Annotated in this window: 22 protein-coding genes; 14 read left to right on the top strand and 8 right to left on the bottom strand. The window is 31.1% G+C overall.

Going from position 1 to position 26,203, the window contains the following annotated elements; all coding sequences use genetic code 11:
• Window positions 1–204 precede the first annotated feature (204 nt).
• The 3 genes from V9L05_RS13670 (at window position 205) to V9L05_RS13680 (ending at window position 2,968) form a co-directional block, all read left to right on the top strand.
• Window positions 205–1,113, top strand: coding sequence for an alpha/beta hydrolase (locus V9L05_RS13670; protein WP_338792694.1), 909 nt, complete (start codon window positions 205–207; stop codon window positions 1,111–1,113).
• Window positions 1,114–1,255: 142 nt separating this feature from the next.
• Complete coding sequence (carA, locus tag V9L05_RS13675; RefSeq protein WP_338812455.1) at window positions 1,256–2,365, top strand: glutamine-hydrolyzing carbamoyl-phosphate synthase small subunit; 1,110 nt, start codon at window positions 1,256–1,258, stop codon at window positions 2,363–2,365.
• Window positions 2,366–2,446: 81 nt separating this feature from the next.
• The gene (locus tag V9L05_RS13680) at window positions 2,447–2,968 is read left to right on the top strand and encodes a GNAT family N-acetyltransferase (protein WP_338812457.1); all 522 of its coding nucleotides are present in this window, start codon (window positions 2,447–2,449) and stop codon (window positions 2,966–2,968) included.
• Window positions 2,969–3,062: 94 nt separating this feature from the next.
• Here V9L05_RS13680 and V9L05_RS13685 read toward each other — a convergent pair whose 3' ends face one another.
• Together V9L05_RS13685 and V9L05_RS13690 are read right to left on the bottom strand one after the other, a co-directional pair.
• Entirely contained in the window at window positions 3,063–3,944 is an 882-nt protein-coding gene (locus V9L05_RS13685; RefSeq protein ID WP_338792691.1) for an HAEPLYID family protein, read from the bottom strand.
• 86 nt (window positions 3,945–4,030) lie between these two features.
• Window positions 4,031–4,411: a hypothetical protein gene (locus V9L05_RS13690; RefSeq protein WP_338792690.1), complete on the bottom strand. Its 381-nt coding sequence runs from the start codon at window positions 4,409–4,411 to the stop codon at window positions 4,031–4,033.
• Window positions 4,412–4,664: 253 nt separating this feature from the next.
• Here V9L05_RS13690 and dnaN point away from each other — a divergent pair, with 253 nt between their 5' ends.
• The 3 genes from dnaN (at window position 4,665) to V9L05_RS13705 (ending at window position 8,464) form a co-directional block, all read left to right on the top strand.
• Complete coding sequence (gene dnaN, locus V9L05_RS13695; RefSeq protein WP_338812460.1) at window positions 4,665–5,786, top strand: DNA polymerase III subunit beta; 1,122 nt, start codon at window positions 4,665–4,667, stop codon at window positions 5,784–5,786.
• 321 nt (window positions 5,787–6,107) lie between these two features.
• Window positions 6,108–7,055 (top strand): hypothetical protein, encoded by a 948-nt coding sequence (locus V9L05_RS13700; protein ID WP_338812462.1) that lies wholly within the window; start codon window positions 6,108–6,110, stop codon window positions 7,053–7,055.
• Window positions 7,056–7,132: 77 nt separating this feature from the next.
• Window positions 7,133–8,464: a DUF2254 domain-containing protein gene (locus V9L05_RS13705; protein ID WP_338812464.1), complete on the top strand. Its 1,332-nt coding sequence runs from the start codon at window positions 7,133–7,135 to the stop codon at window positions 8,462–8,464.
• A gap of 122 nt (window positions 8,465–8,586) precedes the next feature.
• Here the strand turns inward: V9L05_RS13705 and groL are convergent, their stop codons facing one another.
• A complete protein-coding gene (gene groL / locus V9L05_RS13710) occupies window positions 8,587–10,233 on the bottom strand; it encodes a chaperonin GroEL (protein ID WP_338792685.1) in 1,647 nt (548 codons plus the stop codon).
• A gap of 179 nt (window positions 10,234–10,412) precedes the next feature.
• Window positions 10,413–10,691 (bottom strand): co-chaperone GroES, encoded by a 279-nt coding sequence (locus V9L05_RS13715; protein ID WP_338792684.1) that lies wholly within the window; start codon window positions 10,689–10,691, stop codon window positions 10,413–10,415.
• Window positions 10,692–11,484: 793 nt separating this feature from the next.
• Between V9L05_RS13715 and V9L05_RS13720 the strand changes: the two genes are divergently transcribed.
• The 5 genes from V9L05_RS13720 to V9L05_RS13740 all read left to right on the top strand — a co-directional run bounded on the left by V9L05_RS13720 (window position 11,485) and on the right by V9L05_RS13740 (window position 19,052).
• Window positions 11,485–12,588: a hypothetical protein gene (locus tag V9L05_RS13720; RefSeq protein WP_338812466.1), complete on the top strand. Its 1,104-nt coding sequence runs from the start codon at window positions 11,485–11,487 to the stop codon at window positions 12,586–12,588.
• 108 nt (window positions 12,589–12,696) lie between these two features.
• Complete coding sequence (locus V9L05_RS13725; RefSeq protein ID WP_338792682.1) at window positions 12,697–13,257, top strand: TerD family protein; 561 nt, start codon at window positions 12,697–12,699, stop codon at window positions 13,255–13,257.
• 131 nt (window positions 13,258–13,388) lie between these two features.
• Window positions 13,389–14,024, top strand: coding sequence for a TerD family protein (locus V9L05_RS13730; protein ID WP_338812467.1), 636 nt, complete (start codon window positions 13,389–13,391; stop codon window positions 14,022–14,024).
• Window positions 14,025–14,124: 100 nt separating this feature from the next.
• Entirely contained in the window at window positions 14,125–14,685 is a 561-nt protein-coding gene (locus V9L05_RS13735; protein ID WP_338812468.1) for a TerD family protein, read from the top strand.
• A 416-nt stretch (window positions 14,686–15,101) separates the two neighbouring features.
• Complete coding sequence (locus V9L05_RS13740; RefSeq protein WP_338812469.1) at window positions 15,102–19,052, top strand: DNA methyltransferase; 3,951 nt, start codon at window positions 15,102–15,104, stop codon at window positions 19,050–19,052.
• Between the two features lie 208 nt (window positions 19,053–19,260).
• Here V9L05_RS13740 and V9L05_RS13745 read toward each other — a convergent pair whose 3' ends face one another.
• Window positions 19,261–20,070, bottom strand: a complete 810-nt coding sequence (locus V9L05_RS13745; protein ID WP_338812470.1) for a prohibitin family protein — start codon at window positions 20,068–20,070, stop codon at window positions 19,261–19,263.
• Window positions 20,071–20,403: 333 nt separating this feature from the next.
• Here V9L05_RS13745 and V9L05_RS13750 point away from each other — a divergent pair, with 333 nt between their 5' ends.
• The 3 genes from V9L05_RS13750 (at window position 20,404) to V9L05_RS13760 (ending at window position 23,225) form a co-directional block, all read left to right on the top strand.
• Window positions 20,404–20,727, top strand: a complete 324-nt coding sequence (locus tag V9L05_RS13750; RefSeq protein WP_338812472.1) for a hypothetical protein — start codon at window positions 20,404–20,406, stop codon at window positions 20,725–20,727.
• A 63-nt stretch (window positions 20,728–20,790) separates the two neighbouring features.
• Window positions 20,791–21,318, top strand: a complete 528-nt coding sequence (locus V9L05_RS13755; RefSeq protein WP_338812474.1) for a phosphoribosyltransferase family protein — start codon at window positions 20,791–20,793, stop codon at window positions 21,316–21,318.
• Between the two features lie 227 nt (window positions 21,319–21,545).
• Window positions 21,546–23,225: an AMP-binding protein gene (locus V9L05_RS13760; protein WP_338812475.1), complete on the top strand. Its 1,680-nt coding sequence runs from the start codon at window positions 21,546–21,548 to the stop codon at window positions 23,223–23,225.
• 84 nt (window positions 23,226–23,309) lie between these two features.
• Here V9L05_RS13760 and V9L05_RS13765 read toward each other — a convergent pair whose 3' ends face one another.
• From V9L05_RS13765 to V9L05_RS13775, 3 genes are all read right to left on the bottom strand, one after another.
• On the bottom strand, window positions 23,310–24,419 hold the full coding sequence (locus tag V9L05_RS13765; protein ID WP_338812476.1) for a DUF6688 family protein: 1,110 nt from the start codon (window positions 24,417–24,419) through the stop codon (window positions 23,310–23,312).
• Window positions 24,420–24,493: 74 nt separating this feature from the next.
• Complete coding sequence (locus tag V9L05_RS13770; RefSeq protein ID WP_338812477.1) at window positions 24,494–25,018, bottom strand: hypothetical protein; 525 nt, start codon at window positions 25,016–25,018, stop codon at window positions 24,494–24,496.
• A gap of 146 nt (window positions 25,019–25,164) precedes the next feature.
• The gene (locus V9L05_RS13775; RefSeq protein ID WP_338792672.1) at window positions 25,165–25,857 is read right to left on the bottom strand and encodes an OmpA family protein; all 693 of its coding nucleotides are present in this window, start codon (window positions 25,855–25,857) and stop codon (window positions 25,165–25,167) included.
• Between the last annotated feature and the right edge of the window lie 346 nt (window positions 25,858–26,203).

Below are 26,203 nucleotides of genomic sequence, written 5' to 3' on the forward strand. Positions count from 1 at the left end.
AATTAAACAAAATACTCTGCATGCAAAACAATTTTAGCCAAAAATGCGTATTATAAATTAGCTATGACAAATTAACAATAGAATATTGAATTTGATGACAATCAATTTTTTAAAATTCAAGCCCATTCTATCTCTTCTACATCTAACACACAGTAGAACATTTTTTAAACTTTCAACCTCATTTTTTTGACTATTTAATTTATTATGATTCCTATTTCTTTTGAAAAAATTGCCTCTTTAAAACCTCTTTTTGAAGACCCAAAAAGCAGCGAACAGCAATTACTAAAAAAATATACTGATAATCGTTCTCGTTTTGTTTCTATCAATGGTTCTCTAATTCATTATAGAGAAGAAGGAACAGGCGAACCTTTAATTTTGATTCATGGAGCTTTTTCTTCACTTCATACTTTTGAAGACTGGACAAAAACACTTTCCAAAAAATATAGAGTTATCTCATTAGATTTACCAGGTTTTGGACTTACAGGAGCAATTTCTGAAGAAGATTATTGCTTAGAGAATTATATGAACTACTTAGAAGTATTTATGGATAGATTAGATATTAAGAAATGTTATCTAGGTGGAAATTCTTTAGGAGGTTGGATTGCTTGGGAATATGCCCTCAGACACCAAAAACAAGTAGAAAAATTAGTTTTGATTTCATCAGCAGGATTTATAGATGAGGGAAGCATTCCAGCACCTTTCAAACTTGCCAAACTTCCTATGTTTGGTAAAATATTCAAATATGCACTTCAGAAACCTATTTTTGAGAAATTTGTAAAAGAAGTTTATTGTGATCAATCTTTAATTTGTCAAGAAACTATAGACCGTTATTTTGACTTTTTTACTCGTGATTGTAACATGAAAGCCTTTTTTAATATCATCAATCAAGATTTACACGATAATACCGAACAACTCAAAAATCTTTATACACCAACACTTATTATTTGGGGAAAAGATGATGCTTGGCTGCCTGCTGAAAATGCTCGTCGTTTTAGAGACTTATTACCCAACAACAGAATGTTGATTTATGAGGGTGTAGGACACGTTCCGATGGAAGAAGCTCCTCAAAAAACGGTTAAAGCAGTTTCTAAATTTTTGAGAGAAGATTTTTAAAAATAAAACCTTAATAGTTGATTTAATCCATTACTTTTTTGATTTTTCAAAATGGTAATGGATTTTTTTTGTACTTTTGCGTATTTGAATCTCATGAAATCTTAATCATCGTACAAACTCACAAAAGAACGAAGTTATTTTTATGGAAAATCACAAAAAAGCAGTCTTACTTCTTGCAGACGGAACAAAATATGAAGGTATCGCTATTGGAAAAATAGGCACAACAGGTGGCGAAATCTGTTTTAATACAGGAATGACAGGCTATCAAGAAATTTATACCGACCCTTCTTATTTTGGACAAATTGTAATCAATACAAGTTCTCATATCGGTAATTATGGAACAATAGATGTAGAAAATGAATCTGCAAGTGTCAAAATAAATGGTCTTGTAGTTCGTAATTTTTCAGACATTCATTCTCGTTCTACGGCTGATAGTTCACTTCAAAATTACTTAGAAAAAGCTAATATTACAGGAATTGCAGAAGTTGATACTCGTGCTTTGGTACGTCATATTCGTGATAAAGGCGCAATGAATGCTATTATTTCGTCAGAAGATTTGACACAAGAAGAACTTCAAAAAAGACTTTCAGAAGTACCTGATATGAATGGATTAGAACTTTCTTCTAAAGTTACGACAAAAGAAACGTATACAGTCGGCAATGAAAATTCAGAAATACGAGTTGCTGTTTTAGATTTTGGAATCAAAACAAATATATTGAGAAGTTTAGCGCAAAGAGGTGTTTTTTGTAAAGTATTTCCTGCTAAAACTTCTGTAAAAGAACTTTTAGAGTTTAATTCAACAGGCTTTTTCCTTTCTAATGGTCCTGGTGATCCTGCTGCAATGGATTATGCTGTCAAGACAACAAAAGAACTTTTAGAACTTGACAAACCAATTTTTGGAATTTGTTTAGGGCATCAAATTTTAGCTCTTGCTGGTGGGCTTTCTACTTACAAAATGTTTAACGGACATAGAGGACTAAATCACCCAGTTAAGAATTTAGAATTAGGAAATTGTGAAATCACTTCTCAAAATCACGGTTTTGGTGTGGACAGAGAATTATTAAACCAACAAAACGAAATTGTAGAGACACACAAAAACTTGAATGATAAAAGTGTGGCAGGAATTCGTTTTAAAAACAAAAAAGCCTTTTCAGTTCAATATCACCCAGAGTCTTCTCCTGGACCTCACGATTCTCGTTATCTTTTTGACCAATTTGTTGAGATGATGCAGAAGGAAAAAGTGATGGCTTAAATTATATTGTATTTGTAGGGAAAAGGCTTGCCTTTTCCCTTATTCAATTAATTATGTGCAAAATGTAATTAGGAACTTAAAATGAACAAAAACCTAGAAACTAAAAGGTTACTTCTTATTGCTTCTAATCAAAATCTATTAGAATCTGCTATTGAAGGAGACAAAAAATTATCACAACAATTGGGTGTCATCGTTCCTGAAAATTGGACAGAGTTTGGTTTAGATCCCCTACAATATGCTTTAGATAAAATCAAATCTTCAAAAGAGGAATTGGGTTGGTGGAACTATTTTGTAATTCATAAATCTGATAATAAACTTATTGGAAATTGTGGATATAGTGGGCAACCTACTGAAGAGGGAATCGTTGAAATTGGATATGAAATTAAATCAGAATACAGAAATAAAGGACTTGCAACAGAATTAGCAAACACTCTTATCGATAATGCTTTTAGTTTTGAACACGTAAATTCTATTCAAGCGCATACATTAGGGCAAGAAAACCCTTCGACAAAAGTCTTATCAAAGTGTAACTTTCAGAAAATTGAGGAATTAGAAGATGAAGCCGAAGGAATTATTTGGAAATGGAAACTACAACGAACATAAAACTGCTTTTTTAAGCTAAACAATAGCAAAATAAAATGCTTGTCAGAATATAATTCTCTGACAAGCATTTTTGATTTATAACTTAGCCTAATTTTTAATGTTTATGAGAAGGTTCATATATCAATCGAATAAAAGAACTTAACCTTTCATTTTGTTTTTCAATTGGAATACCAGCCACAATTCCGACAATCAGATTATCAGCCAAACTGATACGCATTTGAGGACGCAGTGTAATGTATGAATTCTGGTTTTTAAAAACTTGATTGGTTTCTAATCCTATAAAATTTCTAGTGCTTGGAATCATGTAATGAAAACTAAAATTATTTTGATAAGAAAAATCAATATTTCCTCCTTCAAAATGATGCGTAAATTTACTCCCTGTATAAAGTAAGGTATGAAAATTATTCCCCCAACGTTTGGCTATCACAAAAAAAGGATTTGAAACATTACCTTGAAGAATATTATTACTCGTTATTGCATTCAAATCAGTAAATTCAATTTCATTGAGATAACCTAATGCCATAGATGTTTTGAGTTTTTCAGAAACAAAAAACGACCATTGAACAGCTGTTTTTAGGCTTTCTACACGGTGCGAAGGAGGACGAATATCATCTGTTTGAGGATTATTTCTAAAAGAAAAAGTCAATGGTATTTCAATTTCAAAACCTAAACGATTAATAGGTGCAAATTCATACTCTACAAGCAATTCATATTCATCATAGTCAAGTTTGTCTGTCAGTCCTAAGCCTATATTCCATTCTTTCTCGCCTTTTCTAGCTCCCAAATCTCTTATTAGGTCAATATATAAAGGTTCGGCATGCAAAACTTTGTCAGGTGTTTTGTCGTTTTCGACTTCTTCAATATAAAGACTATCTATAATTTGAGATAAGCTATCTTGAGCTTGTGTCTGACTTTGAGTTGAAAATGAAATAAAAAGGCATAGATACACAAATGAAAATCTTAAAAAGAGTGTCATGATTTTTTAATTTAGTTTAATAATAAAAATAGAAAAGAGATTTCATTTATTTTAAATGAAAAAAGATATTCTAAGAAAAAATTAAACTAAGCTTTTGGAGGAGGTGGTAAAATATCTTGACTTATTTCTCTGATTTGCAACTTATACAATACAAAATTAGAAGAAGTGTATAGGTTCTCAAAAAAAGAAAATTTGAGTAGAAAAGAATGAGTAATCCAATCTACTTTTTTTGAAAAAGACTCAGTTTGTGAATCAGCTTCTTCAGTATCAGGAAAAAAGTCATTTTGCTCTAAGACTGTTTCTATTACAAGTTCTAGAATACTTTCTATCTCATCTTGTTCACTCTCCCAATTAGTATTCTGATTTTGGGTAAGGTAAGTTGATGAGTTATAGGAAGGCATGTCCAAACTAAAGTTTAAGATATGCAAAGCCAAAAAAAATGTAATAATACGTATACTGGTACTCATAACTAAGGAAGGATACTATTTTCAATTACAAAATTACAAAAATAGCACTTATAAATAAAAAAAGTAGCTAAAGAAAAATCAACTCTATGATATTTTACTTTTCTGATACAGAATTCTGACTTGTATAGATTTTTTCCAAAAAAAGTCAAAGAAATTTCATTAAAGGTTATGGTATGGCATTACAAATTTTTATCTTTGTAGTCCTACAAAAAAATAATTTACCATTTAGGTTACCATTAAATACTGATACGATATGAAGTTTATTGTTTCGTCGGCTGCGCTGCTCAAACAACTCAATTCGCTGAAAGGACTTGTTCCTAGCAATCCTGTTATTCCAATTTTAGAAAACTTTTTATTTGAGATTAGTGATGGTCTTTTGCGTGTAACGGCTTCCGATTTACAAAATGCAATGACTTTAGAAACGGCTGTTGAAACAGATGAAAAAGCAAATGTAGCTGTTCCTGCTCGTATGCTCTTAGATACACTTCGCAACTTGCCTGAACAACCAATCACTTTTACGATTGATACAGAATCTCATGGCATCGAAATTTTGTCAGATAATGGGCGATATACTTTAGCTGGAGAAGATGCTGGCGATTTTCCTCGTCCTGCTGAACCAAAAAATACGACCAACTTAATGTTTTCGTCTGATGTTATTTCAAGTGCTATTTCGTATGCCCTTTTCGCTGTTAGTTCAGATGAAATGAAACCTGCTATGAATGGTATTTTTGTTAATTTATCAGATGGAAAAACAAATTTTGTAGCGACAGATTCACACCGTTTGGTGCGTTATCGTTATGAAGGAACAGAAGGAAATAGTAATTCTTCAATTATTATCCCTGGAAAAGCATTTGAGCAACTCAAAAATGCCTTACCTTCTTCTCCTCAAGAAATTCAGTTGGAATTTAATGATACAAATGTATTTTTCAATTTTGGCAATATCAAAATGGTAAGTCGTTTGATTGATGAGCGTTTCCCTGATTATGAAAACGTAATTCCGACAAGTAACGACAAAAATTTAAATATTGACCGTCAGCAGCTTTTGAGTTCTTTGAAGCGTATTTCTATCTATGCTAACAAAACATCTCAACAGATTCGTTTCAAATTAGAAAATAACAACTTGCTTATTTCAGCAGAAGATGTTGATTTTTCAAATGAAGCAAAAGAAAATTTACCTTGTGATTATGATGGTGATTCTTTAGAAATTGGTTTTAATGGCAAATTCTTGATGGAAATGTTATCTAATTTAAATTGTGATACTGTTCATTTTGAGTTTTCTGAGCCAAATCGTGCAGCTTTGATGTACCCACACGAAGCAAACGAAGAGGATGTATTAATGCTCGTTATGCCAGTAATGCTTAATAATTATTATTAATAATTGCTTATTGTCGTTGGTGAGTACAGCAACAAGGGTAAGTGTATATATATCACAGACTTCCTAGTTTGTAAAATAAATAGTATTTTCTCAAAAATCCTTTATAAATTTAGATTTATAAAGGATTTTTTTGTTATTAGTTCTAAAAGTGGTCGTGAAAAAAAACTTCCTTTTATTTTCCATAACTAAAGTTATGGGTTTTGTTCTTCGTACTTTAATTGATTTCTATTCCTAATACACTAATTTTAAAATTATAAATGATTGATATTCAAGCACTCAAGGTCATTTATCATTCACAATTAATAATTTACGATTCCTTATATGCTTTCTCCTGTCATTTTATTCGTTTATAAGCGTTCCAATCATACTAGGCAAGTCTTGGAGGCTTTGGCAGTGTGTCAAAACTCAAAAGATACTCCTCTTATTATTTATTCAGATGGAGCAAAACCAAATGTTACTTCAAAAGACAAAGAAGAAATTGAACAAACGAGGCAAGTTTTGAGAGATTTCAAAGAACAAAAAGAAAGTGATTTTCTGAGTATAGAAATTTATGAAGCTCAATCAAATAAAGGTTTAGCCAAATCAGTAAAAGAAGGAATTACTAAACAAATCAATAAATATGAAAAAATAATTGTTTTGGAAGATGATATTGTTCCACAAAAAGGCTTTTTAAAATATATGAATGATGCCTTAGAAAAATATGAAAATGAAGATAAAATTTGGGGAATTTCTGCTTCTGCTTTTCCTTTAGATAATGAAAAAATGGTACAACAACAAACCTTTTTTCTTCCTGTAAATAGCTCTTGGGGTTGGGCTACTTGGAAAAGAACTTGGGATAAAATAGATTTTGATATTGAGAGTATTTTTCAAAAATTTAGTCAAAACTCAGTTACACCAAAAGAATATAACTTTGGTAGTTATTATTATTATCAGATTTTGGAAGCTCAAAAAGAGAATAAAATAGATTCTTGGGCAGTTTTTTTTATGTCAACTATGTTTTTAGAAAAAGGTTGGTTCTTATTTCCTAAAAAATCATTAGCTCAAAATACAGGTTTTGATGCAACAGGAACACACTGTACTGAAGAAGATTTGTTTTTTAATACTGCTGTTACAGATTTTGTAGAAGTAAATGAAATTCCATTTTTTATTGAAAATGAAGGAAAAAAACAAACTGAAAAAGCATTTCAAAAGCAGTTTGGAAAACCTTCTATTTTTAAAAGAATTCAGAATAAACTAAATCCTAATTCGCCTTATTTTATTTTAAAATAAAATTTCACTAACTATTTGTGCTTTGTCAGGTTGCTTTACTAAATGATTTCTTTTCCATCGTATGTTTTTTTTATTTTATGTTCAAAAGACCTTATCAGTATGTTCGTAAGACCTATTTAGCTCTTACAAATAGCATTATTTTTCTACCTTCTTTGATGGCTATTTTTTCGGTAGGACTTTCTATATTTATGATGACTTTTGAAAATTCTGAACTAAGTAAAGAAGCTAAAGAAGTTCTGAAATTTGCTTTAGTAACAGGTGCGGACAATGCTCGTTTTGTACTCAATGCCTTTATTGGAGGGATTATTTCATTGATGGTCTTTAATTTTTCAATGGTAATGGTTGTTCTAAATCAGGCAGCAACAGCTTTTTCTCCTCGTGTTGTTCCAGGGGTTTTGACAAACAAATCTTACCAAATTGTATTGGGAACATATCTAGCAACAATTCTGTACTGCCTTTTGCTTATCGTAAATATAGGAAAAACTGAAGAAGGAATTTATATTCCCCAGCTAAGCATTTTTGTAGGAATGTGTTTTGGGGTTTTATCTCTTGTTCTGTTCATCTATTTTATTCATTCAATTTCTCGTTCAGTACAGGTAGATAATATTATTTTGATGGTTTATAATAAGACATTTAATGAGTTAGAATCAAAGAAAGTAAGTAATTATCAAGACTATCAAACCGTTTTTGATAAAGTGTCAGACTGGCATACCATTATTAGTAATCAGAGTGGCTATTTTAGAGAATGCAATAGAGAAAAAATAGTTAAGTTGGCTAAAAAATATGATATTGAGTTATTTATCAACTTAGAAGAAGGTTCATTTCTTGTTATCGGAACTCCTTTATTGAAGGTAAATAAAGAAATTGGATTAGAAGCAATGAATGAAATTTTGGAAGAGTTTGTTTTTTATGATAATGAATATATTCAAGACAATTATGTTTATGGAATCAAACAATTAAGTGAAATAGCAACAAAAGCATTAAGTCCAGGGATAAATGACCCTGAAACAGCTATCCGTACAATTAATTATATGACTTTGATTTTTATAGAAAAAGCCCTGCGTGAAGGAGTATATTGTTACACAGATAAAGAAGGAACTCAACGACTTTGGGAAGAAACTTATTCTCTTTATAATTTGATGTATCGCTATATATCTCCTATTCTTTATTATGGAAAAGCTGATGTCATGGTAATGGATAGACTTTTTGCTATGATAGAATGTTTGCTTTCAGCTGAAAGAATCAAAGGTAAATTAGATATTGCTAAAATTAATTCACTTCTTTTAGAATTTCATTTTACTATCAAAGGGAATATAGAAGGAGAGCAAAAAAATTACCTCAACAAAACACTTATACGTATCAATTTACTCTTAAGCTCAAGTGGTTTTCAAGTTCCTTTTTTTGAGTGAAAGCTATATACAAAAAAGTCATTCCCTCTTTTTTCAAAGAAGAAATGACTTTTTAAGTTTTGTAGCGTACATTTCAAAAGAGAATGCTAAAAATACGCTGCAAGTTTTTAAGGAAATGATTCTTACATCATTCCACCCATGCCACCCATACCAGGAGCAGAAGGCATAGCTTCTTTCTCTTCTGGATCGTCTGCAATTACACACTCAGTAGTGAGTAAAAGAGAAGCAATAGAAGCAGCATTTTCAAGAGCTAAACGAGAAACTTTAGTTGGGTCAAGAACACCAGCAGCTACTAAGTTTTCGTATTTATCTTCACGAGCATTGTAACCAAAATCGCCTTTTCCTTCTCTTACTTTCTGTACAATTACAGAGCCTTCAAGACCTGCATTCGAAACGATAGTACGAAGAGGAGCTTCAAGAGCTTGACGGATAATATTTACACCTGTTTCTTGGTCTTGGTTTTCGATGCCATTTTTACCAACAACAAAGTCATTCAAAGAATCCAAAGAACGGATAAATGCTACACCACCACCAGGTACTACACCTTCTTGTACGGCTGCACGAGTTGCGTGTAATGCGTCATCTACTCTGTCTTTTTTCTCTTTCATTTCTACTTCTGTAGCTGCACCGATATAAAGGATTGCAACACCACCAGCTAATTTAGCCAAACGCTCTTGCAATTTCTCACGGTCATAATCAGAAGTTGTTTTCTCAATTTGAGATTTGATTTCGTTGATACGACGTTTGATATTATCGCTTTCGCCAGCACCATTGATAATTGTAGTATTGTCTTTGTCGATAGTGATTTTTTCAGCACGTCCTAAGTAAGACACTTCAGCACTTTCTAATTTGTAACCACGCTCTTCGCTGATAAGTGTACCACCTGTAAGAGTAGCAATATCTTCCAACATAGCTTTACGACGGTCACCAAAACCTGGAGCTTTAACAGCAGCAATACGGAGAGCACCACGAATTTTGTTTACTACCAAAGTAGCCAATGCTTCGCCATCAACATCTTCTGAAATGATAACCAAAGGTTTACCACTTTGAGCAACTTGTTCCAAAATAGGAAGAAGTTCTTTCATAGAAGAGATTTTTTTGTCATAAATTAGAATATAAGCATCTTCTAATTCAACTTCCATTGTTTCTGTATTAGTAACAAAATAAGGAGACAAATAACCACGGTCAAACTGCATACCTTCAACAGTTTTTACTTCTGTTTCAGTACCACGAGCTTCTTCTACTGTGATTACACCATCTTTACCCACTTTATCCATAGCATCAGCAATCATTTTACCGATTTCCATGTCATTGTTTGCAGAGATTGCACCTACTTGAGCAACTTCTGAAGACGATTTGATTGGATTAGATTGAGATTTCAAACTCTCAACTACTTTAATTACAGCTTTGTCCATACCACGTTTCAAATCCATTGGATTTGCACCAGCAGCAACATTTTTGATACCTGCATTAAAGATAGCTTGAGCCAAAACAGTTGCAGTTGTAGTACCATCACCAGCCATATCAGCCGTTTTTGAAGCTACTTCTTTTACAAGCTGTGCACCCATATTTTCGATAGGGTCTTTCAAATCAATTTCTTTGGCAACTGTTACACCATCTTTAGTAACTGAAGGTGCGCCAAATTTTTTGTCTATAACTACATTACGACCTTTAGGTCCTAAAGTTGTTTTTACTGCGTTTGCCAAAGCATCAACGCCTTTTTTAAGTCTTTCACGAGCTACTGTATCGAATACTACTATCTTAGCCATAATATTTTGAATGTTTTTTTTGTTCTATTAAAATTTTTTGTAGAAATGTGTTTTTATGAAATTGAATAGATAGAATTTGATTACATCAAATTGCTACTTGTCTAAAAAATAAATCCATAAAAAAATCTAACATTTTTGTTTGCCGTTGTTGGTGTCTCCACCAATGACTTATTGTTTAATTAAACAACTGCATAAATGTCAGATTCACGCATGATAAGGTAATCTTGTCCTTCTACATTGATTTCTGTACCTGAATATTTACCATAAAGAACGTTATCACCTACCTTTACAGTAATTGGTTCGTCTTTTTTACCATTTCCTATTGCGATTACTTTTCCACGTTGTGGTTTTTCTTTTGCCGAATCAGGAATGATGATTCCACTTGCCGTTTTTTCTTCTGCTGCATCAGGAGCAACCAATACACGGTCTGCTAAAGGACGAATATTTACATCAGCCATAGTTGTCTAGTTTATTTAATAGTGAATGAATACATAATTTTTATGTCATCACGCTTATCTTATTAAACTCTATTTTGAGTTTGTTTGATTTTGTATGTGACACTTTCGTTGTAGTCTTTACATACAATATGCCAATACCAAAAATGATTTTTTGAGTGTAAATTTTGTCTTTTTGTGTCGTTTTGATTTTAGTTTTACTGCCATTTTGTCGGTTTGTTTTCAATGTTTAGTATGTCATTTTTGCTTGGCTGATATTTCTTGTGGAAGTCGTCGGTGTTCTTAACATAGCCGTAAGGCTATTGAGAAATTTTGATTTTTACTCCGTTAGGAGTAGATAAAAACAGAAAAGTTAAAAATCATTTACTCCGTAGGAGTTGTATATTGGTCGCATTTTGTATTAAAAATCTTGAAGCCCTACCAATATGTAGTTCCTAACAGAACAGAAAGACAAATAAATTTTTTACCTTACCACAAAAATCATCAGACAACTATTTCTTTTACTCTGTTTCAAGATAAATAAGCAAAGGTATTGTTCTAGTTAGAAAATAAAGTAGTGTCATGTGTGATTACAACTTTCTGTAAATCAGTTGATTAATGAATTTGATGTTCATTAAGTTTGTTTTTTTTTAGATTTTTCCTATCCTTTTTAACATTTTTGCGTATAACAACATACATACAAGATGTATAAACCTCTTTAAATAGTTCTATCTTTATTATCATTCATCTATTAAATTTTAACTACTTTGATGTGATACAAACTTAATTTTTGTATGCCATTATTCTCAAAAAAACTATGTGGAAAAGAATCAGCAGAATTTTGCAAGCCAATGAAGAACATGCTCGTATAGAGCAAGAAAAAGCAGAAAGAGGAGATGCAAGTCAAATCTTTAAATTGGCAATTGTGCAAATTGAACAAGCTATCCAAAAAAATAGTGTCATTTGGGAAAACGTAAGAAAAAATAAAGAAGAATTATATCAAAAAATAGAACAGATAAAATATGCCATTCAGCAAGAAGAAACGGCTTTGCAGTATGCTCTAAGAAGTAAAAATAAATCACTTGCTAGTTCGCATATTCTTCAAAAAGAAAATCTAGAAAAACAAAAGAGAGAATTCGAAACACTTTATAATAATGTGTTACAGACTTGGCAGCAAATGCAACTTCAAAAGCAAAAGCTGACTTTACAACTACAAGAACTAAAAACAAAAGAAGTTTTACTCATCAACAAACTTCAAAACGCAAAAAATCAACGAGAACTACAATTAGTGCTTAATGATTTAGAGATTTCTAATGAAATAGATTTATTTGAAGATAAAGTAAATCAGGCACAAATTGAAGTGGATTTGGTAGATGGTGTTTTGGATATCGAAAATCAAATTGATGGACTAGAAGCTAATTCTTTACAAGATATAGATGAAAAAATAAATAAGAAATTCGAAAACTATCAACAACAAGAACAAGAGAAAATTCAAGAAAAACAGAGAAAAAGAATTGAACAGCTTTTTAGTAGAAACGAAAATAAAACGCAGCAGCAAAAGCAAAATGAGAAAAAACAGTTAGAAGAAAAACGAAAGAATCTTTTAGAACAGTTCAAGACAACACATACAAAAACAGTAAATAATACAGAAAATAAAAACCTAGAAGACGAAATTAAGGCACATTTTGAGAAGGAAAATAAAGCAACAGAAAACAAATCAGATATTCTAAATAACTTTTTTTCTCAAAGTAAAAACGTAGAAAATGATTCTACCAAAGATGTCAAAAAATCAGTTATAAATGATTTTTTTGAAAAGGATGAGAAAGTAGAAAAAAAGAAAGAAATGCCTAAACAAGAATCAAAAAAAACACAAGAACAACTCAGTAAAGAAGAACAAATGAAAAAATTTTTTGGTAAATAATTATCTATTCAGTTGAAAAACGGTAATAATAGAAAAATATTTACTATGTTTTAACAACGTACAATCTAAATTTATTTATTCAATTTCACACTTAAAATAACTCAAAAAATGGCAATTTCGCTAAAAAAAGGAGGACGTTTCAACCTCTCTAAAAACGAACCTAGTTTAGAAAAAGTAATGGTCGGACTTGGCTGGGAAATGAAGTCAGGTGTAAAATTAGACCTTGATGTATCTGTTTTTATGGTAGGAGCTTCTGGTAAAGTGCCTGCTGACGAATATTTTGTTTTTTACAATAACCTCAAATCGCCAGATGGTTCTATTCAGCACACAGGCGATAACCGAACTGGTGATGGTGAGGGTGATGACGAAATGGTTTTGGCAAACTTGCCTCTTGTTTCATCAGATGTAAATGAACTTATTTTTGTGGCTTCTATTCATGAAGCTGCTGCTCGTCGTCATAATTATGGAATGTTGAAAGATGCTTATATCAGAATTGTTGATGTGAGTTCGGATAGAGAAATTTTACGTTATGATTTAGATGAAGAATTTTCTTCAAATACAGATGTAGAGTTTGGAAGATTAGTTAGAGAAAACGGAGAATGGTCGTTTATAGCTTCTGGAGTAGGTGAAAATGGAGGTTTACAGGCATTTTTAGACAAATACGCTTAAATAAATTTAGAAGTCAGAAATTAGATTTTAGAATTAATGACAAATTTCTAATTTCATTCTGACTTCTAAAATCTAACTTTATATCATTGCATTTAATTCTAAATTCATAATTCTAAAATCTAAATTTATATATGAGTATTTCATTAAATAAAAAAACAGGTATTAATCTCAAAAAAGGAAGTTCTATTTCTTTAGAAAAAGCTGGTAAAACCTATGACCGAATTTGTATTGGTGTAAACTGGGGAATGATAAAAACAAAACAACTTTTTGGTTTGGTTTCTAGCAATGAAAGTGTAGATTTGGATGGAAGTGTTGCCATTTTTGATAAAGACGGAAACCGAATTGATTTAGTTTATTATTCTTCACTTGTTTCTAAAGATAAAGCTATCGTTCATAGTGGCGATGATAGAGAAGGTGATAGCAAAACAGATGATTTTGACAATGAAATCATTGAAATCGAACTCAACAAAATTAATGTAGAAGCAACCCAACTTATCTTCTTTTTAAACTCATACAAAGGACAAGATTTTGCAGAAATTCCTTATTCTAAGATTCGAATTTTTGAAGGAAATAGAAGAGAAGTAAGAGAAGTTTTAGCTACATTTAATCTGTCATCTGAACCAAAATTTGCAGGGCATACCTCAATGGTTATGGGAAAAATGATACGACATGCTTCTGGAAAATGGGAGTTTAAAGCCATTGGAGAAGCTATTGCTGCACCTCAGATGAGCCAAACATTAGATATTATTGCTGATGAATATTTATAAAACCAATTTAGAGTTCTGAATTTAGAAGGTAGAACTAATTTCAATACCCTTCAATTTAGAATTCTAAATTCATACTTCTAAAATCTAAATTTATTAAAATATGTCAATCAAACTCACAAAAGGAAGTACACTTAATTTAACAAAAAAAGAACCTAGCTTAGAAAAAATAATGATAGGATTAGGCTGGGATATGAAAACATCTAACAAACTAGATTTGGATGTATCTATGTTTATGATTGGAAAAAATGGAAAACTTATTTCGGATGAATATTTAGTTTTTTATAATAATTTGAAATCTCCTGATGGCTCTGCTCAACATTTGGGCGACAATCGAACAGGCGACGGCGATGGAGATGATGAAATGATTTTGGTCAATCTTGCTACCATAAATCCTGAAGTAACAGAACTTATTTTGGCTGTCACTATTCACGAAGCTGCGACCCGTCGTCATCATTTTGGACTTTTAAAGGATGCTTATATTCGTATTGTAGATGTCAAAACGGATAGACAAATACTGATTTATGACCTAGACGAAGAATTTCCAAATGATACTGATGTAGAGTTTGGAAGACTTGTAAAACAAAATAATGAATGGTCTTTTGTAGCTTCTGGAATAGGAAGCAAAGAAGGTTTGCAAGGCTATGTAGATAAATATGCTTAGAGCAAGTTTAGAAATAATGTCTTTTAGTTTATGTCTGTTTCGTCGGTGAGATACCGACAACAGCAAGATTTTTATTAATCACAAAACAGCTTCAGTAAGTTTTTACTTCAAGCTGTTTTTTTATATCAAAATGCCGTTGTTGGTGTTTTAGCGACAGCGACACCAACAACCACAAAAAGACTAAAAATAGACTATATTGTTTTTGTAAATTTGTTCCAACTTTTTTTGTTATAATAAAAGACCAATAGCAAAATTCACTATCTTTGAATCGGGTCATAACAAATTGTTGTTACTTTTTTTAATTGAACAGGGTTTTAACCCTGTTTATGCGAAGGAGCAGCGTAGCTAATTTATTATGCACTTTGAATCTATATTAAAAAAAAGAATTTTCCGATATATATAGAGCTATACACAGAATGGATAATACTACTTATTTCGCACAATTTACAGATAACACCTATTTCAATGCGTATTTTTTAGAATACGAAATGAAGAATTATTTTGATAGAGACTATAAAAAAGACTGCCAAAAAGCATTTGAAAATATAAAAATTCTTTACAACAAATTAAATATTGTAGAGCTTTCAGAAGCACAACTGGAAGACAAATTTGTAAAAGCGATTTTGATAGAAATTGGATATGGTTATACCTATCAAATCACAAAAAAAGTATTTGGAAAAATTCATAAACCTGATTTTGCCCTTTTTGAAAGTGAGGAAGTAGAACGAATAAGTGGAGGAAAAGACAAATCTAGTATAGAAAATATTTTGGCTTTATGTGAATCTAAAGCCTATAAAGTGAATTTGGATAACAGAGAAACAACAACTAAAAATCCACATTTTCAGCTTCTGCGTTATCAATCTGATTTGAGAATCAATTATGGGTTTCTTACAAATGGACAAAAATGGCGTTTTTATGATATTACAAATCCAAAACAAGACAAAATTTATTTCGAAATTGACTTAGAATGGATTATTCAGAATGACGATTACAGAGCTTTTGAGTATTTTTATTATAATTTTCACAAAGAACAAATACTCAAACTTTACAACAAAGAAAGAGGAATTGCTACAAAAGAAAAAACATTTTCAGAGCTAAATCAAGAATACATCTTGGAAGTAGAAAAAGACCTCAAAGAGCTTATCTATGGTAAAGATTCTATTATTGAAATGATTGGACAGCGACTTTTTGCTCGTTATGGCAATGAGTATTCTATCAAAGAAATTTATGCTAACTCTCTCACTTTTGGATTTCGTCTTTTATTTGTAGCTTATTTTGAAGGGCAGTTTCGAAATCCTGTCTTTGGTATGGAGGCAGTAGATGAGTTTCACCCTCTACGAAATTTATTAGCGTTTGTCAAAATGGATAAACACTTGCCTGAAAAGCACAATGGTTGGAATATGATGAAACACTTTTTTGATTATCTCAATTATGGAAATATCGATCTGGAAATGCCTCTTCTAAATGGTGGTTTGTTTGCAGAACATAAAGCTCCACTACTCAAACTTCCTTTGGTACTGAGCAATAAAGATATAGAACAAATTCTGACTTTACTTTTGTATCATAAAGGCGATGAATTGTTTCAAGCATATAGAGATTACAAAACGCTTTCGGTTACACATTTAGGAAATATTTATGAAGGGCTTTTAGAATCCGAATTTAGACAGGCGTTTGAAGGAACATATTACCTTACTTTTTTAGATGGCAAAACAGAAAAAGAAGGCTATTTTGATAGTTATGATTATCAAGAAAAAAAGAAAAATAAGAAAATTACGATTTTGGAAGAGCGTTTTTATAAAAACGATGAACTCTATCTTTCCAATCAGTCTGGAAACCGAAAAACGACAGCTTCTTATTATACGCCACAAGATATTACACATTTTATGGCTGAAGAATCTATCCAAAAATTACTAAAAGAAAATGAAGAAAAAAAGAAAAGTATTTTAGATTTGCGTTTGATGGATAACGCTTGTGGAAGTGGACATTTTTTGATTGCTTCTTTAGATGTTCTGACCAGTGAAGCACTCAAACGAATAGAAAATGGAACAGATAAAAAACTAGAACAAACCATAGAAACTGAGAAAGTAACTATTCTCCAAACACTTTCTCAGCTCAATCCAATTGAATATCACCAAATAGACGAACTCAGAATTTTGAAAAGAATACTGCTCAAAAAAATCATTTTTGGAGTAGATTTGAATGAGTTTGCTATCGAACTTACTCGCCTTTCACTTTGGCTAGATACATTTATTTTGGGAACACCTCTTAGTTTTATTGAGCATCATATCAAGAAAGGAAATGCGCTTGTTGGAGCAAGAAAAGAAGAATTATATAAAAGTTTGCAGACTGACAATAATCTGTTTGCAGACTCTTTTAAAAACAAAGTAGCCAAAATTATTGAAGATTTATCGCAGCTTTCTAATCTAAAAGATACGACAGCCGAAGAAATAGCACAATCCAAAGCAATTTATAAAAAGCTAGAACCTTCTTTGCAACAGCTCAATTTGGCTATGAATTTTCATACCTACAAGCGTTTTGTTCCTTTCATTTTTGAGAGTAAAGCCGAAGCACAAAAAGAATTGGATTTGCTAAATGCCACTTTGACTGATTTTGAAGAAAAAATATTCAATAAAAAGAATGCTGATTTAGTAGAACGCATCGAAAAAACAGCCGAAAAATTTAGTTTCTTCAATTATGAAATTAGTTTTGCCGAAGTGTTCCAAAATGGACATAGAGGTTTTGATTTGATTATCGGAAATCCACCTTGGGACAAAACAAAATTTAGTGATGCTGATTTTTTCTCTATGTGGAGAAGTTCGTACAGAACAATGAAAAACAAAGAAAAGGCAGCCACTCGCCAAAATGTTTTGGATTATAAAGGAATTCAGAACGAATACGATACAAAAAAGGATTTTGTAGTTTTTGCAAATGAATATTATAAAAATTATTATCCTCATAATGCAGGTGTGGGAGATAATAATTTATTTCGTTTTTTCATCGAACAAAATCTAGGTTTGCTAACCAAAGACGGAACACTGACTTATATTACTCCGTCAGCTTGGATTTATGAAGACTCTTCTATCAATATCAGAAAGCATATTTTTGAAAACTATCAATTAGAATTTTTCTATCAATTTGAAAATAAAAAAGCCATTTTTCCTGACGTTCATCGTAGTTACAAATTTGCTGTTTTTCAGATTACGCAATTAGATAAAAGTAAAGAAAAACGAAAAACTTTGCCTGTTCGTTTTATGCAAACGGATACAGAAATTCTCTACAAAACAGAAACTTACGATGGCAGAAAAGGAATTTTAGAATATCCGTACGAAGATATTTATACGCTTTCATCATTGCATCACGCTCTTTTCGAAATCAAAGACCAAAAAGATTTGGACATTATTCGAAATGCCTATAAGCGTTTTGATGTAATAAATCCAGATTATATTGATTTTAGAAATGAACTTCATATGACAAGTGATAGGGATTTGTTTCAAGAACAAAAGGACGAAATGATTTTGTATGAAGGAAAAATGATTCATCAATACACCAATAATTTAGCGCAGCCCAATTATTGGATAAAGAAAGACGAGTTTGAAGCAAAACTTATCAAAACAGAAGTCAATAGACTGATAAAAGATATTTATGAGTTTATTCCAGTAGAAAAACAGAGCGTAGGAAGTGCAAACAAAACGAGTAATAAATCTAGTAAGAAAAGCAGTGTTTTGAAGTTCTTAGGATTGAATGAAGAAGAAGAATTAGAACAGTTTGTAGTTTTTGATAAAGATTTTCCTAGATTAATGTATAGGGGAATAGCTAGAAATACAGATTCAAGAACTTTGATTACAGGAATTATTCCATCAAATCATACTTTTGGGCACTCTATGTTTGGTCATATCGCAAAAAAGTATGCTTTTAAAAATGAAAAAGTAGTAATTGATGAAATTCCTTTAGAGCGAGTTTTATTTGTTCAAGCTATTCTGAATAGTCTAATTGTTGATTTTATAATTCGTTTTATGGTTGATATTAATGTGGTAAAATCAATTTTAATGCGTCTTCCTATTCCACAGCCAAGTGATGCCGAGCTTTCAGAAAATAAAACCTATCAAACACTTATCAAAAATGCGCTTTTATTGAATCTTTCGAATACTACAAACTTAGAAGAGCTAAAAGATAAAGTAAATTTTGAAGTCAAAAAAACAGAAATTCCAACTACTCAAAAACAAAAAGATAAGCTACAAGCTGAAAATGATTTACTAATTGCAGAACTCTATGGACTTACAAAAGAACAAATCAAACATTTGACTTCTCCAGCTTATTTCAAGATTCTGAATGATAAAAATAAGTCTTATTTGTCTTTGTTGTTTTAAAGACTAAATACAGTAAACGTTATCACGGTTATTTACAGGTCTAATAATCAATTAGTTAGAAAAAAGCAAAACACTCTTATTTTTCCATAACGACAGGTTTGCAAACCTGTCGTTATGGAAAAATAAACATTACTAAATTAACCGTGATAACGTTTAGTATTTCAAAAATAACTTACTTTTGAAATATTGTATATTAAACTGAGAATGATTAATCTCCATCTTCATTTATCAAAAAAGGAGTTTTTCCGTTTGTGATAATTACTTTTGCATTATTAGATTTTGAAAGGTCTTTAAATGCTTCTATACTCAAATATTTTAGAGCTATTTCATTAAGTGATTCACTAATAATTTTTTGAGCATCACGAATTCCTTCGGCTTCAATTTTCATTCGTTCGGCTTCTTGCCTTTGACGTTCCAAAACAAATTTCATAGTTTGAGATTGTTGTTCGGCTTGTAATTTCTCTTCTATGGTTCTAGAAAGTTGAGCAGGTAAAATAATACTTTTTAAAAGAATAGACTCTACCTTAAAACCTCTATCTCCCAAACGCTCTGTCATTTTTTCAGCAATAGCAGTTTCTATTTGGTGGCGTTCTGAAGTATATAAATCTTTGGCTGCAAACTGTGCTGTTACATCAGCTACTGATGAGCGAAGTACACTCATAATTATATTTTCGCCATTTTTTACTCCTACTGTTTGCACTACTTGTAAGGCATATTTTTCTTCAATATGAAACAATACCGACAAATCACAACTAATATTCAGACCCTCTTTTGTAGGTAAGGAAGTAAGAGAAGCATACATATTTATTGTTCGGGTCGGAACTTTAACAATCTTACTAAAAAAAGGATTATGCAAATACATCCCAGGTTGTCGAACTCCTCCAATTATTTTTCCAAAACGCTGTTTTACTCCCACTTCTCCCGGTCGGACAATGCCACAAGAAGAAAGAGAAAAGGAAAAAATAATAAGAAATAAAAGAGATAAAATAAATTTTGAATTGAGTTTGTGATAGTTCATTGTAGTAGAATTTTATTGGTAAAATGGAATTAGAGTTTTTGTTTCCTCAACAACGGCTTTATACCTCATTGAAGGTTGAGAGATAAACAGAACAATTAAGTTTTCTATATTTTCTAATACGGCAAAAACGTAGAAAAGTATGTGCAACGAATAACTTATTTTTGAAAAACTGACTTTTAATAATTTTTATTTAATCAATAAATAGACTTAAATAAGTGTTTTATGATTTTAAAACCAACTTTTGTAAAAATTATCAGAATTCTTGTTTGCAATCATTTTCTGTTACATTTAGCTTTTAGTCAATCCGTATTTGTAACTAAAGACGTAGAAAAAATGAAATATCTTAGATTAGTTTTAGTCATTGTTTTCAATGCTTTGTGGATTTCTTATATAGAACCAGTACACAATTTTTTCTTGATTGTAGAAATACTTGTTTGCTCAACTTTAGCCTTCGGAATTACCTTTGCTATATCTAGTAAAAAAAGTAAAAATAGAATCTTTATTTGGGCTTTGTTTTATGGTTCATTACTCTCTTTGATTTTGTTTTTAGTGCTTTCATTTTTAGCTTTTGTAGCTCTTATAATAGCAGTTGGTTATTTGTTTGAAATTTTATCCTCTTTTTTTGACAAATTAGATGCGCTTGGTAAAATGTTGTAATAAAAAAAATAGTATCTTAGTCTATCCAAATCAAAACTATTCTCAATTAAAAAATAACTGATTTTGCAATCCTCAACTAAATTAAATCAAACAGAAGGTCAAATCCTTAATTCTGAACAAACAAAGCAAAAAATACGCAGACTAGCCTTTGAGATTTATGAAGAAAATTTTGAAGAAAAAACGCTCATTTTGGCAGGAATTGAAGGAATGGGAATGCTTCTGACAAAAGAACTAGCCAAAGAACTAGAACAAATATCGCCATTAGAGATAACACAAATCTGTATTCGATTGGATAAACTTCAACCTACTCAAAGCGAAGTAGTCTTAGATTGCGAAACTTCTGTTTTCGAAAACCAATCTATTGTTTTGATAGATGATGTTTTGAATACAGGCAGAACCCTTGCCTATAGTCTTCGTCCGTTTTTAAAAGTAAGAATTAAGGAACTTCATACAGCAGTTTTGATAGATAGAGGACATCATTCTTTTCCTATTGCAGCCGATTTTGCTGGGCTTCGATTATCTACTACTTTGCAGGAACGAATTGAAGTTATCTTAGATAATGAAAAAAAATATGGTGTTTATTTGCATTAGCCTAAAAAAATTCTGATTTTAAAGGATATTTCAAAATAAATCTATTTTTGATTCTGAATTAGTTTGAAAATGACCTGTAAAAGTAATATCTTGTATCACTAATAGCATTACTATAGTTTAGTAGATACATTTATAATTGCTTTGTTTCAATCAAGGATTCTGATAGCAAACTGTAAAGTCTATTCTCACAAAAAAACCTAACTCACTCTTACTCTTCAACATATATTATGGACAAAATTTGGCTCAAATCATACCCAGAAGGCATTCCAGCAGAAATAAATCCTGATGAATATTCTTCACTTTTGGAATTATTCGAAGAAAGCATTGCAAAATATGGCGATAAAATCGCTTATGAAAACATGGGTGCAACACTTACATTTAATGAATTAGATGAAAAAAGTGCAGCCTTTGCAGCCTATCTACAAAGAAAAGGATTACAGAAAGGCGACCGTTTTGTTATTCAATCGCCTAATTTAATTCAGTATCCAATTGCTATTTTTGGCATATTGCGTGCAGGATTGATTGTCGTAAACACAAATCCTCTTTATACGCCAAAAGAAATGGAACATCAGTTTAAAGATTCTGGTGCAAAAGGCATTTTGATTTTGGCAAACTTTGCTTCTAATCTTGAAAAAATTATTAAGCATACAAGTATAGAGCATGTAATTGTTACAGAAGTAGCTGATATGGTAGGTGGTTTGAAAGGTTGGGCTATGAATATGGCTATTAAATATTTGAAGAAAATGGTTCCTTCTTATTCTCTTCCACAAGAAATTTCTTTTAAAGATGCGCTTTATGAAGGAAAAAAATATAATTATAGCAAACCAAAATTTGATTCTGGCGATGTAGCATTTTTGCAATATACAGGAGGAACGACAGGTGTTTCGAAGGGAGCAATGCTAACTCACAGAAATATTTTAGCCAATATGCAACAACTTGTTGCTTGGATAAATGCTAGTCCGATTAAAGAAGGAGTAGAAACTGGAATTACGGCACTTCCACTCTATCATATTTTTGCGCTTACCTTCAACTGCTTTGGATTTTTGCGTTACGGAGTGAAAAATGTTCTGATTACAAACCCTAGAGATATGGCAGGTTTTGTAGAAGAACTCAAAAAACACAAAATGGGTCTTATTAGTGGTGTAAATACACTTTTCAATGGTCTTTTGAATCAGCCAGAATTTAAAAATGTAGATTTTTCTCATCTTAAAGTAGCTCTAGGTGGTGGAATGGCAGTACAAGAAGCTGTAAATAATCGTTGGAAAGAGGTAACAGGACAGCCAATTGCAGAAGCGTATGGCTTGACAGAAACTTCACCAGGACTTATCGTAAATCCTTTATCAGGAGATGTTCGTATTGGTTGGATTGGGCTTCCTCTTCCAAGTACAGAAGTACGCATTTTGGATGATGCAGGCAACGATGTAGAACTCGGACAACCAGGAGAGATTTGTGGAAAAGGACCTCAAATTATGAAAGGTTATTGGCAACGCCCTGAAGAAACAGCAAATGTAATGATAGGTGATTACTTCAAAACTGGAGATATTGGAATAATGGATGAAGAAGGCTATTTCAAAATTGTTGATAGAAAGAAAGAAATGATTTTGGTCTCAGGATTCAATGTTTATCCAAACGAAATTGAAGGTGTAATTGCGCTTAATGATAAAGTTTTGGAAGTAGGAGTAATCGGAATTCCAGATGAAAAGTCACATGAGGCAATTATGGCTTGTATCGTAAAGAAAGATGACAGCCTTACAAAAGAAGAAATAAGAGCTTTCTGTAAAGAACATTTGACAGGTTACAAAGTACCAAAACACGTAGTTTTTAAAGATGAATTGCCAAAATCTAATGTGGGTAAAATTCTTAGACGTGTTTTGAAAGAACAAGAGTTGGGTACAGAAAAAGTATAGTTTTTAGATAAAAAAATATTTCATAACTAAAAAAGGTTTCAAAAAGCATTATGTCTTTTTGAAACCTTTTTTCTTAATGTATTTTTACTCTCTATTCTCTATTCCCTGCAATTCCCTCCTATCATTCTTATTCAAATACTGTTTTGCAATTCTATTTTCAGGTTTTCTATCAAAAGTATAGAGCATAATAATAAAAATAAGCTCCAAAGGTTTCATTAGAAAATAGACAGAATCAGCTACAAATTTATTATTAAAAATGCTATAATATTTGTGGACTACATTTCCAACTTTATTATAATTTCGTCTTATTAGATGATGTAGTTTTGGAAAGTTTTCTTCTAGCAATTCTTCAAAAGCATTTGCTACCAAAAGCTGGCGATTACAAATAATTTTGTTTCCACCTCTTTCTCCATATCTAACAGGCTTTACAACGTCTGAATGACCATTTGCAGCTACCGAACACAAGAAATGTCCTCCACAATTTACATTATCGCACATATAGTCAAGCTGAGAAAAACCGTGTTTATAGGTATCTGTAAAAGCACGAATTATAGAATCTGGCTTTTGACCGAACAACAATAGAAAACAAACAATAATTACCAAGATAGGCAAAGCCAAAATCAGCAAAATAGGATATTTTATAATAGGCTCAAGACGCAAGATTCTCCAAGCCATTTTTTCTATTGGATTAGTCAATTTTTGTACTTCTGAAAGCTGAATAAAATTAGATTCTAGGAATTGATTTTGACTTTTTATAAGTTGGAAAACAAATACAATACTTATTGGTAGATTCCCTAAAATGGCTATTTCTTTTACTTGAATGGCTACAAAAATATTAAGTACAAATCCAAGCAATAAAGTAGCATTGACAAAAACTTCTAAAACAGGACTTAGTATTTTCTGTTTAAAAATAGAATAAATACCTGCTAAAATAGAAATACCCATCAGAACGTAAATTGTAAGTCTGTGTTCTGGAGAAAAAGTAGCACTTTCACTACAACAGTCATTTGTGCTTTTTTCTAGAAGTATGAAATACAAAAAAGGTAATCCTACAATTACCAAAACATCAATAGTTTTTTCTAAGTTTTTATTAAATACTCTTTTATTTATGAAAAGATAAATTAAAAACTCAATACAGACAAGTAAAGCAGATAGTAAGCAACCTACTACTAGCAATATTATTATAATTTTCATTAGATTCGTTATTACAAAATGTAAGAAACTCAAAACAAACCATTCATAATCAATTTTATTTTTGATAACTGATTTTACTTCATAACAGGTTCTGCAAAAACACAAGCCTTTACATTGCCAAAACGAAGTGTATCAAAACTTTGAGCTTTTTTTCGAATCTCATCAATTGAAATTTTAATCTCTCCAATAAGGTCATCATTATTATAAAAACGACCTGTTTTTACACCCATTTTTTTATCAAAATCATAGAATTTGATAGTGAGTTCTGCATTTGGTTTGGTATCTGGAATATAAAAAGGTTTTACTTTATCCCATTTTGGTGTAAATTCATCTTTTATAGATTCAGATTCAAACAAACGGTCTTGCCCTAGCCAAATTTCATAATATACATCTGGTTTGTGGTCGTAAGAAAACATATTTACAGGATCCCAATTTTTGGCATTTGTAGGCGATTCATCAATACTCAAAAAGGCAGGCTTTATCCGTACTGCATACGTATTTTCAGGTTGTTTTGTACTCTCACAACTAAAAGCCAAGAATGAGAAAGAGAGCAAAAATAGAATTGAATAAAAGTGAGTAAAAGGTGTGATTAATTTCATATAAAATAATAATTGTTTTTAAGGTAGTATTGAAAATAAAATTCAAAGTTATCATCAAAAATAAAATAAGCAAAAAAACTGACTACTTAATAAAAAATAGTCAGTTTAAATATATATTTTTCTAAAATAAAAATTAGAAGATGATTTTATTCTTTAATTATTTTAACTTCTGTACGGCGATTTTGCTGCTTCCCAGCGTCTGTACTATTATCGGCAACAGGTTTGGTGTCTCCATAGCCTTTTGCTGTAATACGGTTGGCATTAATTCCTTTTTTTATCAGATAATCACGGACTGCTTCAGCTCGTTCTTGTGAAAGTTTTAGGTTGGCATCTTTGTCTCCTACATTATCTGTATGACCTGCAATTTCTATTTCCATCGTTGATTTAGCTGTCATAGCTGATGCTAGTTCGTCAATAGCTTTAAAAGAAGAACCTTTTAGATTTGCTTTTCCAGTTTCGAAGAGTACATTATCAAGTGTATAAGCTGTTGCTGGTTGAAATTTCACTAATACTTTCAATTCCTTAAGACGTGCTACATCAGGAATTTGAACTTTTTGGTATTCTACATCTTTCCCAAAATTTTTATATTTGATAAGATATTCACTGCCCTTTATCAAAACAAAAAAACACTTTCCTTCTTTGTCACTAATTTTGGAGAAAACTTCACCAGTTTGGGTATTAACAAACATGACAGTTTCACCAGGTCTTACTTTTTGTTTGAAATCTACGACAGTAGTATTGATAAGCACTTTATTAGAGTCTACTTGTGCAAAAGTCAAGTTTTTTAGTCCTAATAAAAGGAAAACTGAAAGTAATATAAATGTTATTCTATTTTTCATTGTATTTTTTGTGCTATATAATAGTCTTTATTAGTTACTCAACTTTACAAGAACTGTGATAGTAAAGTGAAAGAGGCTGTTTTAATAGATTTTTCAATCTAATGATAATTTATGTCTTGTTATATTTGTGGTATATTTTCAATTTATGCCAAAATGATACCAATTTAATTAAAGTATATTTGCGCTATGAAATAGGCTGTTTTGATTGAAAAAAGAGTAAACCAGAAAATGAAAGCTAGATTTCTTACTTCAAAAGTACATCAAAAAATACCTAATTCATATAAATTTTATTGAATCTACTAACTTTGTTAAAAAATAATTGAAGCTGAAAAATATCTAGTAATTT

The organism is Bernardetia sp. Wsw4-3y2 (assembly GCF_037126295.1).
In the GTDB taxonomy this organism is placed as follows: domain Bacteria; phylum Bacteroidota; class Bacteroidia; order Cytophagales; family Bernardetiaceae; genus Bernardetia.

Excerpts from the sequence above, each read along its gene's own strand:
- V9L05_RS13670 (WP_338792694.1), top strand. The coding sequence starts at position 205 with ATGATTCCTATTTCTTTTGAAAAAATTGCCTCTTTAAAACCTCTTTTT.
- carA (WP_338812455.1), top strand. The coding sequence starts at position 1,256 with ATGGAAAATCACAAAAAAGCAGTCTTACTTCTTGCAGACGGAACAAAA.
- V9L05_RS13680 (WP_338812457.1), top strand. The coding sequence starts at position 2,447 with ATGAACAAAAACCTAGAAACTAAAAGGTTACTTCTTATTGCTTCTAAT.
- V9L05_RS13685 (WP_338792691.1), bottom strand. The coding sequence starts at position 3,944 with ATGACACTCTTTTTAAGATTTTCATTTGTGTATCTATGCCTTTTTATT.
- V9L05_RS13690 (WP_338792690.1), bottom strand. The coding sequence starts at position 4,411 with ATGAGTACCAGTATACGTATTATTACATTTTTTTTGGCTTTGCATATC.
- dnaN (WP_338812460.1), top strand. The coding sequence starts at position 4,665 with ATGAAGTTTATTGTTTCGTCGGCTGCGCTGCTCAAACAACTCAATTCG.
- V9L05_RS13700 (WP_338812462.1), top strand. The coding sequence starts at position 6,108 with ATGCTTTCTCCTGTCATTTTATTCGTTTATAAGCGTTCCAATCATACT.
- V9L05_RS13705 (WP_338812464.1), top strand. The coding sequence starts at position 7,133 with ATGTTCAAAAGACCTTATCAGTATGTTCGTAAGACCTATTTAGCTCTT.
- groL (WP_338792685.1), bottom strand. The coding sequence starts at position 10,233 with ATGGCTAAGATAGTAGTATTCGATACAGTAGCTCGTGAAAGACTTAAA.
- V9L05_RS13715 (WP_338792684.1), bottom strand. The coding sequence starts at position 10,691 with ATGGCTGATGTAAATATTCGTCCTTTAGCAGACCGTGTATTGGTTGCT.
- V9L05_RS13720 (WP_338812466.1), top strand. The coding sequence starts at position 11,485 with ATGTGGAAAAGAATCAGCAGAATTTTGCAAGCCAATGAAGAACATGCT.
- V9L05_RS13725 (WP_338792682.1), top strand. The coding sequence starts at position 12,697 with ATGGCAATTTCGCTAAAAAAAGGAGGACGTTTCAACCTCTCTAAAAAC.
- V9L05_RS13730 (WP_338812467.1), top strand. The coding sequence starts at position 13,389 with ATGAGTATTTCATTAAATAAAAAAACAGGTATTAATCTCAAAAAAGGA.
- V9L05_RS13735 (WP_338812468.1), top strand. The coding sequence starts at position 14,125 with ATGTCAATCAAACTCACAAAAGGAAGTACACTTAATTTAACAAAAAAA.
- V9L05_RS13740 (WP_338812469.1), top strand. The coding sequence starts at position 15,102 with ATGGATAATACTACTTATTTCGCACAATTTACAGATAACACCTATTTC.
- V9L05_RS13745 (WP_338812470.1), bottom strand. The coding sequence starts at position 20,070 with ATGAACTATCACAAACTCAATTCAAAATTTATTTTATCTCTTTTATTT.
- V9L05_RS13750 (WP_338812472.1), top strand. The coding sequence starts at position 20,404 with ATGAAATATCTTAGATTAGTTTTAGTCATTGTTTTCAATGCTTTGTGG.
- V9L05_RS13760 (WP_338812475.1), top strand. The coding sequence starts at position 21,546 with ATGGACAAAATTTGGCTCAAATCATACCCAGAAGGCATTCCAGCAGAA.
- V9L05_RS13765 (WP_338812476.1), bottom strand. The coding sequence starts at position 24,419 with ATGAAAATTATAATAATATTGCTAGTAGTAGGTTGCTTACTATCTGCT.
- V9L05_RS13770 (WP_338812477.1), bottom strand. The coding sequence starts at position 25,018 with ATGAAATTAATCACACCTTTTACTCACTTTTATTCAATTCTATTTTTG.
- V9L05_RS13775 (WP_338792672.1), bottom strand. The coding sequence starts at position 25,857 with ATGAAAAATAGAATAACATTTATATTACTTTCAGTTTTCCTTTTATTA.